The sequence below is a fragment of the Paraflavitalea devenefica genome (genome assembly GCF_011759375.1).
GTDB classification, from domain to species: Bacteria; Bacteroidota; Bacteroidia; order Chitinophagales; family Chitinophagaceae; genus Paraflavitalea; species Paraflavitalea devenefica.
Map to the genome: position 1 here is coordinate 1,612,996 of NZ_JAARML010000002.1, position 14,396 is coordinate 1,627,391.

Annotated in this window: 15 protein-coding genes; 6 read left to right on the forward strand and 9 right to left on the reverse strand. The window is 48.2% G+C overall.

The genetic code is table 11. From position 1 onward, the window contains the following. The first annotated feature begins 84 nt into the window (after positions 1–84). On the forward strand, positions 85–516 hold the full coding sequence (locus HB364_RS15955) for a PRC-barrel domain-containing protein (RefSeq protein WP_208419971.1): 432 nt from the start codon (positions 85–87) through the stop codon (positions 514–516). A 278-nt stretch (positions 517–794) separates the two neighbouring features. On the opposite strand, the gene HB364_RS15960 is transcribed toward HB364_RS15955, so the two are convergent. The 3 genes from HB364_RS15960 to HB364_RS15970 all read right to left on the reverse strand — a co-directional run bounded on the left by HB364_RS15960 (position 795) and on the right by HB364_RS15970 (position 4,469). Beyond that, positions 795–1,175 (reverse strand): SWIB/MDM2 domain-containing protein, encoded by a 381-nt coding sequence (locus HB364_RS15960; protein WP_167289215.1) that lies wholly within the window; start codon positions 1,173–1,175, stop codon positions 795–797. Between the two features lie 268 nt (positions 1,176–1,443). After that, complete coding sequence (ligD, locus tag HB364_RS15965) at positions 1,444–4,131, reverse strand: DNA ligase D (RefSeq protein WP_167289216.1); 2,688 nt, start codon at positions 4,129–4,131, stop codon at positions 1,444–1,446. Between the two features lie 131 nt (positions 4,132–4,262). After that, complete coding sequence (locus HB364_RS15970; RefSeq protein ID WP_167289217.1) at positions 4,263–4,469, reverse strand: dodecin family protein; 207 nt, start codon at positions 4,467–4,469, stop codon at positions 4,263–4,265. Positions 4,470–4,663: 194 nt separating this feature from the next. Between HB364_RS15970 and HB364_RS15975 the strand changes: the two genes are divergently transcribed. Next, a complete protein-coding gene (locus HB364_RS15975; RefSeq protein WP_167289218.1) occupies positions 4,664–5,230 on the forward strand; it encodes a DinB family protein in 567 nt (188 codons plus the stop codon). Here the strand turns inward: HB364_RS15975 and HB364_RS15980 are convergent. Next, complete coding sequence (locus HB364_RS15980; protein WP_246228503.1) at positions 5,188–6,435, reverse strand: MFS transporter; 1,248 nt, start codon at positions 6,433–6,435, stop codon at positions 5,188–5,190. The two genes, HB364_RS15975 and HB364_RS15980, sit on opposite strands and share 43 nt — an antisense overlap. 153 nt (positions 6,436–6,588) lie before the next feature. After that, entirely contained in the window at positions 6,589–6,882 is a 294-nt protein-coding gene (locus HB364_RS15985) for an oxidoreductase (protein ID WP_167289219.1), read from the reverse strand. Positions 6,883–7,136: 254 nt separating this feature from the next. Between HB364_RS15985 and HB364_RS15990 the strand changes: the two genes are divergently transcribed. Continuing rightward, complete coding sequence (locus HB364_RS15990; RefSeq protein ID WP_167289220.1) at positions 7,137–8,141, forward strand: LacI family DNA-binding transcriptional regulator; 1,005 nt, start codon at positions 7,137–7,139, stop codon at positions 8,139–8,141. Between the two features lie 107 nt (positions 8,142–8,248). Next, positions 8,249–8,749: a DinB family protein gene (locus tag HB364_RS15995; protein ID WP_167289221.1), complete on the forward strand. Its 501-nt coding sequence runs from the start codon at positions 8,249–8,251 to the stop codon at positions 8,747–8,749. Positions 8,750–9,296: 547 nt separating this feature from the next. Here HB364_RS15995 and HB364_RS16000 read toward each other — a convergent pair. The 3 genes from HB364_RS16000 to HB364_RS16010 form a co-directional block, all read right to left on the reverse strand. Beyond that, positions 9,297–9,833 carry a DUF4199 domain-containing protein gene (locus HB364_RS16000; RefSeq protein WP_167289222.1) on the reverse strand — a complete coding sequence of 179 codons (537 nt, stop codon included), beginning with the start codon at positions 9,831–9,833 and terminating at the stop codon, positions 9,297–9,299. 122 nt (positions 9,834–9,955) lie between these two features. Next, a complete protein-coding gene (locus tag HB364_RS33530) occupies positions 9,956–10,429 on the reverse strand; it encodes a response regulator transcription factor (RefSeq protein WP_167289223.1) in 474 nt (157 codons plus the stop codon). Between the two features lie 117 nt (positions 10,430–10,546). After that, positions 10,547–10,891: a hypothetical protein gene (locus HB364_RS16010; RefSeq protein ID WP_167289224.1), complete on the reverse strand. Its 345-nt coding sequence runs from the start codon at positions 10,889–10,891 to the stop codon at positions 10,547–10,549. Between the two features lie 330 nt (positions 10,892–11,221). Between HB364_RS16010 and HB364_RS16015 the strand changes: the two genes are divergently transcribed. Next, positions 11,222–12,055 carry a sugar phosphate isomerase/epimerase family protein gene (locus HB364_RS16015; RefSeq protein WP_167289225.1) on the forward strand — a complete coding sequence of 278 codons (834 nt, stop codon included), beginning with the start codon at positions 11,222–11,224 and terminating at the stop codon, positions 12,053–12,055. Positions 12,056–12,136: 81 nt separating this feature from the next. On the opposite strand, the gene HB364_RS16020 is transcribed toward HB364_RS16015, so the two are convergent. After that, positions 12,137–13,168, reverse strand: a complete 1,032-nt coding sequence (locus HB364_RS16020; RefSeq protein ID WP_167289226.1) for an aldo/keto reductase — start codon at positions 13,166–13,168, stop codon at positions 12,137–12,139. A gap of 287 nt (positions 13,169–13,455) precedes the next feature. On the opposite strand from HB364_RS16020, the gene HB364_RS16025 reads away from it, so the two are divergent. Beyond that, a complete protein-coding gene (locus HB364_RS16025) occupies positions 13,456–14,388 on the forward strand; it encodes a DnaJ C-terminal domain-containing protein (RefSeq protein WP_167289227.1) in 933 nt (310 codons plus the stop codon). Positions 14,389–14,396: the final 8 nt, after the last annotated feature.

The following is a 14,396-nucleotide window of genomic DNA, read 5'->3' on the forward strand; positions in this document are numbered from 1 at the left end:
GGGGCAATTAAGGGCTTCGCCAGTTCCTGCTGGCACGGTATTTATGCCTTATACTATTTTAGCCTTTAAAAAACAGGAGGTTATATGGTAATGCAAGATAAGAACTATGAGATTGACAACCAGACGGGTGTCAACCATGAAGGGCCAGATGCTAATAACCCGGTACGACGGCTAACAGCCCGTTCTATTACAGGCGATAAGGTAGAAAATCCTAATGGGGATGATCTTGGTAAGATAGAAGACCTGATGATCAATCTAAATACAGGCGAGGTAGAATACGTAGTGCTGGAGAGTGGGGCTTTCCTGGGATTGGGCGGAAAGCTTTTTGCCATTCCTTTTAAAGAGCTCGTGCTGAATCCTGCGAAAGAAGTGTTTGTATTGAATCGTGAAAAAGAATACCTGAAAGAAGCGCCGGGATTTGATAAGAATCACTGGCCCGATACCAACGATCACCGTTATTTTGAACGGGTGACCAGCTATTACGACCGTACACCTATTCCAATGTTGCCATTGTAATAGGGATGGTTATTTTTAGTAGTATGCAGCGGGGATAATGAACATTATCCCCGCTGTTATTATATATAGCCGAAAGGGGAAGCGTATAATGAGTGGGGATTGCCAGTGAAGTTAATAGTCGATGAAGGTCAGCTCTTCGGGAATTACTGCGATACAGTGAAGATAGAATACCATTGTAACAGATAGTCCGGGTGGACTGCCTGCCATCAGGGGATAGAAAGTTTGCCAGGTTACAGGTATAACCTGGCAAATTCTATTGGATGACCTTGCGGTCAGGTTTATTTTACATGCTTGCTGACAATCTTGGCCAGTTCAAACATCGTGATCTGGTCTTTGCCAAAGATTGGTTTCAGCTTGGCGTCTGCATTAATGTTTCTTTTGTTCTTTTTGTCCTGCAGGCCATTTTTCTTGATGTAATCCCAGATCTTCTTAACGATCTCAGTTCTGGGGATTGGTTTGCTGCCAATCACTTCAGCCAGTGTAGCGCTTGGCGTTAGTGGGGCCATGAAGGCTGCATTGGGCTTCCTGGCTGATTTTTTAACAGCTTTCTTAGCGGCTTTCTTAACTGCTTTCTTCGCAACTTTCTTAGGAGCTGCTTTTTTGGCGGCCTTTTTTACTGCTTTTTTAGCTGCTTTCTTGGGCGCTTTTTTTGTTGCCATTTGTTCTGATTTTTTTTTACGATTGATGATGGTGTCTAATGCAGGAGGAAGGGATTTTATTCCTGCACCAGACAGGATGATAATCTTTCCTCCAAAATTAATGAAGTAATATAGTAAGAAACATCCATATCAGCTCTTCATTTGTTCACCAGTTATGCACTGTCTGTTAGTAAGTTTCATTGGGGAAATGCTATAGTTGGAGTACAATCCCTCGTCATTACCATGTGCCTTTATCCCTCGTTGCCTTGCTGTCTCATTGCCTCGTTGGCTATTGTAGTTGCTTCAGCACCCTTGCTATATTAACGCCTTTACCCAATACCGGCTTGAACAGATCACCGGTTTTGGTGATCCTTGCCACTGCATTTTTGAGGGTAAAATGGGTGAGCCGTAACCCCTTTTTTACTTCAGTCCAATCCAGCGGCATAGACACTGTGGCGCCGGGTTTGGGCCGCAATGAGTAAGCCGCTGCCAGCGTGGCTTTGGGGCGGTTTTGCAGGTAGTCTATATAGAGCTTTCCTTTCCTGTTGCGGGTGAGCCTTTCAATACTGGTAAAGCGGGGTAACTGCTCGTGTACACGGGTGGCAATGAGCTTGCCAAATAACTGGCATTCGTCATACGTATACTTAGCGCCCAACGGAATATAAACGTGTATACCGGTGGAACCGGATGTCTTGGGATAGCCTTCAACACCCAGGTCGTCCAGTACCTGCTTTACCATTTGGGCGGTTTGTATCACCTGCTCAAACGTATTGCCTTTATCCGGGTCAAGGTCAAGGCAGCACCAATCGGGATGGTCCGGTTTATGAATGGTACTGTTCCAGGGATTCATTTCAATAGCGCCCAGGTTGGCCATCCATAATAAGCTGGCCTCATTGGTAGGCACCATGAAATTCTTGTCTTCCCCCTCACTGGTATGATAAGGAAACTGCTTGATCCAGTCCGGCGCTTTACCGGTTATATCCTTTTGGTAAAAGCTCTTGCCCCTGATCCCATTCGGGTATCTGTTCAGCGATTGGGGGCGGTCTACCAGGTAAGGAAGGATATAGGGAGCCACCTGGTAGTAATAGTTCAGCATATCCCGCTTGGTATATTTTTCCGTTGGCCAGAACACCTTATGCAGGTTGGTAAAAGATAATTCATGGCCATTGATGGCCCGCACCTGGGTGGCTTCAGAAGGATTCAACAGGGTTTTCCTTTCCCGTTTGCCTCCCTTCTTTAATAGTTTGGCTGCCGGGTTTTTCCGGGCACGCCTGGTTACTTCTTTTACTTCCACTGCCGTTTCTGCTACTACTGCTGTCGCTTTCTTGTCGTCCCGCATGCCTGCAAAACTGGGATGGCGCATCACACCATCATCGGTAATTTCTGCATAGCTCACTTCGCCTACCAGCTTTGGCTTTAACCAGGTAACAGTAGCATGTGGCGGATCGGGCCTGAAACGGGAGGGTTTATTAACGTCCGGCGGTTCGGTAAAAGGACATTTGGGGGTGACCAGTGATTTGAATTGCTTCATCATTTCCCGTTGCATCTTATCATTAAACCCCGTACCTACTTTACCGGTATAATGCAACCGCTTCCCCTCATAAACACCCACCAGTAATGCGCTGAAGAGTTTGGGCGAATCCTCATTCTTAGTAAAGCCACCAATCACTACTTCATGCCTTTTATTGGCTTTTAGCTTTAGCCAATCCCTGGTTCGTTCACCAGGTATATAAACGCTGTCGGCCCTTTTGGCCATTACCCCCTCCATACCCATCTCTGCCGCCACCGACAGGAATTCGGTAGCAGAGCTTTCAAAGGCTTCGCTGTAGCGGATGATGCCCGATGCCGGCACCAAGGGGCGCAACAACTCCCTGCGTTGTACCAGGGGCAACCCAGTCAGGTCATGACCATCCAGCCACAGGATATCAAATACATAATACACCAGTTCTCCATCGGCCTCGCTGCGCCAATTCTGTAATGACCCGAAGTGCGCAATGCCTTTATCATTCACTACGCAGATCTCTCCGTCTATAACGGCCTCGATCTTCCAATCGAGTACTGCCTGATATACCGGATAGAATTTTTCATTGAAGGATTTATTGTTCCTGGATAGCAATTCCACTGCCCCTTTATGACAAAGGGCCAGCGCCCGGTACCCATCCCATTTGATCTCATATAGCCAACCGGGTTGGTCAAACGGCTCATTCACCAGGGTTCCCAGCATGGGGCGAATATTTTTTGGGAAGGGTGCTTTAGGCGCTTCCTGCAGACCGGTTACCGGTTTTTTTTTTCGCGCCGTCTTGCGCGGAGCTGCTTTCTTTACTGGCTTTTGGGTTTTGCGTGTGCCGGCCTTTTTGGTGTTGGCAGTAGTGGAAGCTGCCGGCTGCCCGTAAATGTTATCGCTTGTTTTGGTCACTTCTTCCAGTGTTTTATCGGATAGAACAGAGCGGACTTTCCGGGTAACATTGGTTGCTTTGGCGTATTGGTCCCGGTGTTTGATCAGCAGCCAGGCATTGTTAGCTGCATTCTTTAACCGTACCAGGGCAAATTCTCCCTGTAGCTTATGTCCGTTGAGCCTGAACTTGAGGGAGCCTTCTTTGATTTGTTTAAGCAGTGCTTTTTCATCTTTCTTCTTATCGCCGCTGGGCTCCAGTGGTTCATACGTGCCTTCATCCCATACGATCACCGTTCCTGCCCCATAATTCCCTTCGGGGATAATGCCTTCAAAGCTGCGGTAATCATACGGGTGGTCTTCTACCATCATGGCCAGTCTTTTGTCCTCCGGGTTGGTAGAAGGCCCCTTGGGCACGGCCCAGCTCTTCAGCACGCCATCCATTTCCAGCCTGAAATCATAATGCAAACGGGTGGCATCATGTTTCTGCACCACAAAGCGTAAGGTTTTGCCGGAGGCCTTCCCGCCGGTAGGTTCCGGTGTTCTGCGGAAGGAGCGTTTTTTCCGGTACACTGTTAATGCCATAAAAGGAAGGTTTATAGAGCATACCTCCTTAAATCGCATGCCAGCGGAGTATTATTATGTCAGGCTGAGTCCCGCAGAGCGGGATCGAAGTCCTTTAGATAGGAGAGGTGATCAAATTGTATTACGAGTGGTCAATGAGCATCCAGCCGGAATGATATCTTACAGATCAGGCCATAGGAAATAATCTTATCATCTTTTACATGGGCCTTGATGTCTTTTACGTACACGGAGTCAATATTGCGAACGGTTTTAGCGGCTTCTTTCACTGCATTTTGCAAAGCATCATCAATACTTTTTTCTGAAGAAGCGATCACTTCAATAACTTTTACGATAGCCATAATATAAGTTTTGGATTATAAAGGCATAGCCGGCACAATTTTCATACCTGGCTGCCTTCCCCTGGCAGACAATAAGGTGAGGAAGGGTTTCTACAGGGAAGGATGACGCAATAAGCCCGCTTTATTGTCGTATTGGCACATCCTGCATCCGGAGAATAGCTGGTAGGTTTACAGTATCATTTAAAACTCAATGTATGGCTGTAAAAGAATTTATTGACCTGCCGGTCACCGACCTGAATAAGTTATTGCGTGAGCTGGACCTAACAGCACGCGGGCTGCTGGAAACCGTGGCGGCTTTCAGCCAGGGGCAATTCAATAAAATACCTTTTGCCGGAAGCTGGACGGCCGGGCAGGTTTCCGAGCATTTGCTGAAATCAATAGCAGGCATACCCGAACTGATGTTGGGGAATACCAGGACCACCACAGAAAGAAAGGGAGATGAAAAAGTGCAGGCCATTGAATCCATCTTTCTTGACTATGACATCAAAATGAAATCGCCCGATTTCACCCTGCCATCCGGAGGTCCGCACGACAGGAATGAACTCCTGAATGGTCTCAGGACCGCACTCGATGCACTGGCAGAAAAGGCGCGTACCACCGACCTTACGGCTACCTGTACCGATTTCCCGTTTCCCCGGATAGGGGAGCTTACGCGCTGGGAATGGATCTGTTTTGCTATCTGCCATTCCAAGCGGCATACGCTCCAGTTGAAAAACATTTACCGGCCTATTTCCCCGGCGGTTTCTTTTAACGGGGAATGAATCACCTTTTTTCCTGCCGGCAGGGGAGCGGGCATCTTTTGCTGCCTGGCGAGCGCCAAACAAAAAATAACACCGGTGAGTGCAAGGCCGGCGCCTACATATTCGGGTGAAGTATAGCCATAACCTGCTGCAATGGGCAATCCGCCCAGCCAGGCGCCCAGGGCATTGCCCATATTGGCGCTGGCTTGTAATGCCGAGGATGCCAGCATTTCAGCCCCTTTGGCGGCCCTGATCATTAACATCTGCATAGGCGCTATCACGGCAAAGGCGATAGCTCCGGTGAGGAAGGTCATTACAATGGCCGGCGCCTTATAATAGCTCACGACAGATACGATCAGCAAAGCGCCCACCATGGTCAGTAACAGGGCGCCCGTGGTTTTCAGCGGAGAAAAACGATCGGCCAGTCGTCCACCAACAAAATTGCCTACCGCCATACCTACACCTGCAACGATCATGATCATACTGATGCTGCCGCTGCTGAATCCCGCCACTGCTGTCATCAACGGCGCGATATAACTGATCCACGCAAACAATCCACCCGTGCCGATACTGGAAATACCAATAATGATCCAGATATCCAGTTGACCAAAGACCTTAATGCTTTTGCCAAAGCCGCCGGGCTGGGTGGAAGGCGACAGGTTGGGCATCCATTTACGGATGCTGGCGGCTGCCACCAGGGCAATCAATGCAATCACCAGGAAGGAATAACGCCAGCCGATAGTGTGCGATATCCACGTGCCCAGCGGAACGCCTGCGATATTGGCAATGGTGAGGCCGGCAAACATCATGGATACGGCCCGGGCTTCGCGCCCTGGTTCTGCCAGTCTGCTGGCCACTACAGCGCCCATACCGAAGAAGGCGCCGTGTGGAAGGCCGGCAAATAACCGGGCCGCCAGCAACAATCCATAATTGGGCGCCAGTGCAAAAAGTATATTGAACAGGGCAAACATACCCATCAGCGACAGGAGTATGATCCTGGGCCGGTAATGCGACGTTAAGGCCGTCATCAGCGGCGCACCGATCACCACACCCAGTGCATAAATGGAAATAAGGTGTCCTGCCGAAGGAATGGATATAGCCAGGTCGCTTGCCACATCGGGCAATACACCCATCATCATGAACTCAGTCATCCCTACTACCATACCACCAAGCGTGAGGGTAAGGAGGCCGGGTTTCATCGTCTTCACAAAGTTCATTGCTATCATGGAATGCGGTTTATTAAATGAATAGGCAAGGTATATGGCAAAGAAAAATGCTCCGCCTTCTGGCGGAGCATTCGTTGTGTTGTCATGCAGGCATTCAGCCCGGTTCCCATAGGTGAAATCTCTTCGGGTGGCTTGCAATCACATGGCCCTGTACTAAACAATCCGTACATGCTTGCCTGTTTGCAGCATCTCTGCTACCAGGTCAAGGTCATTTTTCGGGGCTCCTGATATCACGATGAGGTCTATGGTTGAATCCTCCATGATGGATCTCTTATCCTGTACTATCTCGGCATCCGGATAGTGTGATCGTGTAATTTCGGGCGAGGCGTTCTTCACCATTACTTTCTTCAGGAGGAACCCGTTGTTGGTATTACCCAGGGACTCTACCTGGAAAGCGCTGGTGGGTGTTTTGAATTCAATAAGCCCCACATTGGTTAATCTGTCCATAACTCACTGGCTTTAGGTATTATCATTTCCGGCCTTACCAAAGCTGTTGATGGCTTGGAGCGGGCAGGATTGATAGTCAAACAATGGTTTGGCAGCACAAAATTACGCATTATTGGTTAAACGTTTAACCAGTGCTGCTCTTTTTAACAGCTTATTGCTTTTGGGATGAATTTATTGGTTTGATAGTCAGTTTGTTGAAGGGGCTGATATTGGTTAAAACATTAATTGTATTTTAGCATATTCGATAACCCTGTATGGACCGGAAAGTTTCCTTAAAAGACATTGCCCAAAAGGTAGGGGTCTCTACGGCCCTGGTTTCCTATGTGTTAAACAATAAACGGGAAAACAGGGTGTCGAAAGACCTGGCGCAGCGCATCCGGGAAGCAGCGGCGGAAATGAATTACCGCACCAACCAGGTGGCCCGGAGCCTGAAAACCAATAAGACCTACACCATTGGATTGATTGTATCGGATATTGCCAATCCTTTTTCTTCGGGCCTGGCGCGCATCATTGAAGATGAGGCCGAACAGCTTCAGTACACTGTTATCTTTAGCAGCTCTGATGAAAATGCCCGGAAGTCGGGCAAATTAATAGATACTTTATTAGACCGGCAGGTGGACGGGCTGATCATTGCGCCGCCGGCTTTTTCTGAACACCAGGTGATCTATTTACAAGAGCAGCAAGTGCCTTTTGTACTGGTTGACCGCTACTTTCCTGATCTCAGCACCAACTATGTGGCGCTGGACAATTATGGGGCAGCTTTCAAAGGCGTGGAATACCTTATCAATACCGGCCGCCGTAAAATAGGGATGATCACCTATGATTCAGCGCTCTTCCACCTGCAGGAACGGAAAAGAGGGTATACCGCTGCCCTGGAAGCACATGGATTGCCTGCTAACAAGAGCTTCCTGAAAGAAATAGACATTAAGCTGGAACAGGCCACTGTAGAAAACGTCATCCAATCTTTACTCTCCGGCAATGACCGGGTAGATGCTTTATTATTCGGGGCCAACAAGATTGCTGTAGCGGGACTACGGTACATCAGTTCCCTCCCGGTAAAGGTGCCGGAAGAACTGGCCATTGTGAACTTCGATGAAACAGAAGCGCTGGAGTTTTACCAGGCTCCTTTTTCCTATATCAAACAACCGCTGCCCGAAATAGGCCGGCTCGCCATCCGTATCTTACTGGATAGCATTGAAAGAAACAGTGCCCCCACGCAAATTAACCTTGAAGGGGAACTGGTCCATAAAATCCCTTAGCAGTCTTTTTGACCCCCACCAGGTTTATTTTTTATTTTCTCCGTTCCTGCTGACATAAGGCTGTCACTACCCCTGCTTTTCTTTGAGGCATAATAAAAAATACCATTATGCAAGACACGCTCATCAGCACAACCGTAGTCATTACACCTGCTCAACTGCTGGAACACTGGCAGGGGCACCGCCGGGTTACACGACGTGTAATTGAAGCTTTCCCCGAAGAGCAGCTTTTCCAATATTCCATAGGAGGCATGCGTCCTTTTTCGGAACTGGCGCTGGAGTTGATCCGGTTAACTTTTATAGGAAGTCATGGTACGGCTACCGGCGAATGGAAGGACCTGGAAGAACTGTATACCGGTGATACGAACCCGGCTACAAAAGCGGGCCTGTTGAAGTTCTGGGATGATGCCACGGGCTACCTGAATGAACAATGGGCGCAGATAAAGCCCGGGCGTTGGCAGGAAACAGATGCTGCTTTGGGACAATATGAAGGACCGGTATACAGCAGCTCACTGTATTGGCTCGATAACGAAAACCACCACCGTGGACAGGGATATGTATACCTGCGCTCATTGGGCATAGAGCCGCCCTTTTTCTGGGACAGGGGATAAACCACACAGTAAGCCATGTAAAACAATAAAGCCCTCCGTGTATGCGGAGGGCTTTGGTATATTGGATCTTATAGACGGGGATTATTGGCCGGATGTGCTGTCCGACAAATTGCCGTTGGCAATAAACCTGATCTGCACTTTTTGTGCATCGTTGGTAGCGCCGGGCATACCGAGCAACAGTACCGTTTGCAAAGTGTTTTATTAAGTGAAAAAGAAAACTCTTCAGCAGTTGGAGTTGGTACGTGAGGTGCTGTTGGTAGGGTTATAGTAATTGTTCAAGGGAGACTGCAAAAATATTGAAAAAGCCGGGCCTGGGCGCCCGAGGAATGATAAAGGATCGTTAAAAGCGCAGTGAAATTGCTGAAAGCAACGCAATAAAAATGCGAGGCTTGCAAGCCCCGCATAGCTACAATTCTTCAGACACTGTCTGGAGAATCTATTTGGTTGAAATACAGGAAAATGATATTCGTCAGACACTGACTGGCGAATTTGTAGATAACAATTATTAAATCATGGCTATACTTTCCGTCTTACCGCCTTATCGGCACTAAACAGCAGGGCTCATCGGCTTTACCTTTCTTTTCAGCAGCAGGGCGCTGAGCAGGGTAATGATCAGCCCAACCGGTAATATCTCTGCATAAGTCATCAAAATAACGAATAGCGGGTTCTTGTACAGTTCTTTGCCCCTGGCTATTTCTGCTGCCACTTCATTCAGTTCAGCCTGGCTGGCGCCACTGCTCCTGGCGTCATTCATCGCACAGGCTGCATACCTGTCCATAAAATCGGGAAAGAACAATTTATACTCAACCAGCCATACCAGCACATACAGGGTAGAGGCCACCAGGGTAATATAAAACCCCGTTTTAAATGCTTTTCCAAAAGAAATAACCCCATTGTTGTACTTATCCCGGTAATTTTTAATGCCTACAAAGATCATGGAAAAGGCAACTACCATCGTGGTATAGCCAACGATGATATTCCCTTGGGCGCTTTCGTTCTTGTACATTGCCCTAATGTTGAAAAACATCAAAGTGGTAACAATAAGCCCGGCAATTAAACCAAAGACAAGGACAATCTTTTTCATGTCGTATAAATTTTAATTTGAATGGTTACCCAACAAATTTGACCCTTAAAACGCTGCCAACGTTCATACTTTAGGGTGATTTTAGGCGAACAGCCCATTTTCATTCCAATGGGTGAAAGGTATTAAGGTATGAGACTCAGCCTTTTGGCTTTTTCAATGGCCTGGGTCCTGCGTTTTACGTCCAGTTTCAGGAAGAGATTGGAGGAATGGGTCTTTACAGTATTCAGGGAAACAAAGAGGCGGTCGGCTATTTCCTGGTTGCTCAGTCCCTGGGCAATCAGTTGCAATACTTCCAACTCACGCCGGCTTAAGCCCGACTTATTGAAAGCTGCTTCGCTGAAAGTAAAACCAGCGGCAGGGGATACATATACCTCTTTTTCCACCACTACTGTTTTCACCTTGGGTTTGGTAAGCTTCAGCGCCAGCCAGATACCCAGTGTGGTGAAGATGATGGCTATAGCGCCGGCATATACTTCAAACGCATGATTAATGATAATAAAGCGTAGCTCCAGCCACTTCAGTAAGAACAGCAGCGCAGCCAGCGAAACACCGTAGATAATAACGTGCTTATGCCTTATTAATGGTTTCGGGATCATGTTGTACCAAAAATAAGGTTTTTCTTTTCAGGTAAACCTGACAGGTTTGCCCTATTCGTAGCATGCGAAACCCCGCAGAGCGGGGTAGACTCTGTCAGGTTTTGAGCTTATAAATATTCAGGCATGCCTTTGTTTTTTCCGCAGCAGGAGTGTAGCGATCTTACAAAACGCTATCAGCACCGGAATAAACGACAAGATGGTAAGGAACGAAAATATTTGCGCACCCACGGGCATGAGCTCACTGCTCAGGGAAGCTGTAAAATTCTCATACAAAAGAAATACAGTAATGGTCGAAAATACAAGGGTGGCAACAAGGCTGCTGCCAAGCGTAATAATTATATTCCTGCTGCTTTTTTCTTTCGACCTTATTTTTTCTGCAAAGAGCATCAACAGGAATAAACCGCTCAGGGCTGCGACCATAAGCGTTTTCACAACGGTGGGTAAGAAATCATGCATCTCCATAACGAACTGTTTAGGAATGAGACAAAGGGTTAAAGTTGGGTTCCCCGCACCATGAAGGCTGCGGACTATTTTTCTGTTTTGTGGAGAGATAGGTTGTATTGCAGGGTAACAATACACATAGGTATGGGAACACGGTACATTACACAGGAAGAAGTGGAAATAGAATGTAGGGTTACTTATACCAAAGTTAACTGAAATTAAATTATTAAAACATGGTTGTAATTGATTTATAATCAGGTAGACCGAAAAATTGATTTAAAGCAATCCGTTTTATGACACAATTAGTATCTTCCGGGCTCAATCAAAAAATTAACCGATAAAACCAGCCATATGACATCGAGAAGAAATTTCCTCCAGCAGTCTGCTTTAAGTCTCGCAGGCGCCATTTCCTTACCCCTGGTATCCGGCGCTGCGCCCGGTAAAAAAGAACCCGTGTTATTGTCAACAGGCATTGCCGGTTACACCTTTGCCAAATTTGACCTGGAAAAAGCCATTGCCATGATGAAGAAAGTGGATATCAAATACCTTTCTGTAAAGGATTTCCACCTGCCGCTCAACAGCAATGCCGAAAAGATCCAAAGCGTCCTGAAGCAATTGGCCGATGCAGACATCAAGGTATATGCAGTGGGCGTTATTTATATGAAAACCCAGCAGGCGGTTGATGAGGCTTTTGACTATGCAAAAAGGGTAGGCGTACCGCTTATTGTGGGTGTGCCCAATCCTGAGTTGCTGGACTATACCGAAAAAGTAGTGAAATCATCGGGCATCAGGCTGGCCATTCATAACCATGGTCCGGAAGATAAACTATATCCTGGTCCTAAAAACGTATACGACCTCATTAAAGACCGGGATGAAAAAATGGGGATATGCCTGGATATTGGCCATGCTATCCGGGCAGGTGCCGATCCTGCGGAAGCGATCAGGCTGTATAAAAACAGGATCTTCGACCTGCATATCAAAGATGTAACCCTGGCTGCCAAAGATGGTAAGGCTATCGAAGTAGGCAGGGGCGTGATCAATTTCCCCGCCCTGGTAAAAGCGCTCCATAAGATCCGGTACCAGGGTATTTGCAGCATTGAATTTGAAAAAGACATGACCGATCCCCTCGCCGGGCTGGCTGAATCTACCGGTTACTTCAAGGGCGTCGTAAAATCATTCGCGTAAGGAAACTTAAGGTGAGTCGCCCTGCAGCGCTGCAAGTGCTGTACGGCAGGGCGGCCCACCTTTCTGTATAGCTCGCTGCCTTTAATAAAACTTCGGTAACGGGACCAACTGCGTATTCTGCCGCTGATGCCAGTAAGGATAAATAGGCTCCCGCTCACTGGCGGCATCCAATTGTTTGATCTGTTCGGTGGTCAGGTTCCAGCCCACCGCGTCCAGGTTCTGTCGCAACTGTTCTTCATTGCGGGCGCCAATAATAATATTGGCTACAGTGGGTCTTTGTAATACCCAGTTCAGCGCTACCTGCGCCACTGTTTTACCCGTCTCTTCAGCTACTGCATCCAGTGCGTCTATAATATTGTACAGGAATTCTTCATTTAGTGCCGGGCCATGGCCACCCCCCTGTTGTACCCGGTTGGCTGCGGGCAATGGTTGGTTGCGCCGGTATTTACCGCCCAGCCGGCCGGACGCCAGCGGGCTCCATACGATCGTACCGATCTTCTGATCAATACCCAGGGGCATCAGCTCCCATTCAAACTCGCGGTCCAGCAGGGAATAATAAGCCTGGTGGGCAATATACTTTGTCCACCCATACCGCTCTGATACAGACAGGGACTTCATCAGGTGCCAGCCGGAGAAATTGGAGCAGGCGATATAGCGTATCTTACCGCTTTGCACCAGTGTGTCCAGTGTGCGCAGTGTTTCATCCACTGGTGTATTGCCATCAAAGCCATGCATGTGGTAAATATCAATATAATCCGTTTGCAGGCGGCGCAGGGAATCTTCTACCTGCCTTATCAGGTGAAAGCGGGAAGAGCCTGAATCATTGGGTGCCTCACTCATCTTAAAAGTAGCCTTGGTAGAGATGATCGTCTTATCCCGGAAGCCTTTCACGGCATGGCCCAATATCTCTTCTGCCACGCCTCTTGAATACACATTGGCCGTATCAAAAAAATTAACACCTGCTTCCATGCACAGCTTCACCAGGCGGTTGGCTTCTTCCTGCTGGGTGGTGCCCCAGGCTTTGAAAAAATCACCCACGCCGCCAAAGGTGGCCGTGCCAAAACTTAATACCGGCACCTGCAGGCCGGAATTACCCAATTGTCTGTATTCCATATATGGTATTTGATGATATACGGAAGATAACAACGGCCGTGCCGGATTGTTGAAAGGACCTGCACACAGCCTTGCTCATCAATCAGTGAGTGGCTGCACTCCGTGTGCAGGTACCTGTGGCGGCAATTTCCCAACCCCGATATTACATCCGGAATCTTTTGGTAACTTTAGCATACCTCCCCAAATCCCTTTACTGCCAACTGTATAGTCATGTTCCCGGAACCAGGACCGGCCGGGCCTGATTATTGAAGTCTACGCCTTATAAAGATGTTCTTAAATGTATAGCAGTGGCCAAAGATTATTATTCTATACTGGGACTTACCAGGACAGCAACGGACGAAGAGATCAAAAAAGCTTTTCGCAAGCTGGCCATTAAATACCACCCCGACAAAAATGCCGGCAATAAAGAGGCCGAAGAAAAATTCAAGGAGATCAATGAAGCGTATGAGGTGCTGAGCGATGCAGAGAAGCGGAAACTGTATGACCGCTATGGGGCCAACTGGAACCAGTTCAATGGCGCACAGCAGGGACCGCACCAATACCAGGGCGCTTCACCCGGTGGCGGGCATTATCATTACGAGGGCGATCCCAATGAGTTCTTTGGTCAGGATTTTGGACAGGGGGGCGGTTTCTCCGACATTTTTGGAGAGTTCTTCAACCGGTCGGGCGGTGCATCCGGCGCAAAACGGGGTGGCAGGCGAAAATCTAAAGGACAGGACTATACCTCGGAGATGGCGATCACGCTGGAAGAAGCCTATCAGGGGACAGCGAAGGTGGTTACACTCCATGAGCAAAAGGTGCGCATCACCCTCAAGCCCGGTGCTTACAGCGGGCTTACGATCAAACTGGCGGGCAAAGGCGCGCCGGGTATCAATGGCGGGCCGGCAGGTGATCTCTACATTACCATCCAGGTATTGTCGCACCCTGTATACAAGCGGGAGGGCGATCACCTCCGGCAAACGGTGACGATAGACCTGTTTACCGCTGTACTGGGCGGCGAAAAGGAAATAAGCACCTTATCGGGCATGGTAAAGGTGAAAATACCGGCAGGCACACAGAGCGGTAAAGTACTACGCATCAGGGGTAAAGGCATGCCGGTATACAACAGGGCAGGGGAGGCCGGCGACATGCTGGCAGAGATCCGGGTATTGATCCCGGAACAATTGACAGAACAGCAGCGGGAACTGTTCAGGCAATTACAATCAACATTCAAATCATAGAACCTGAC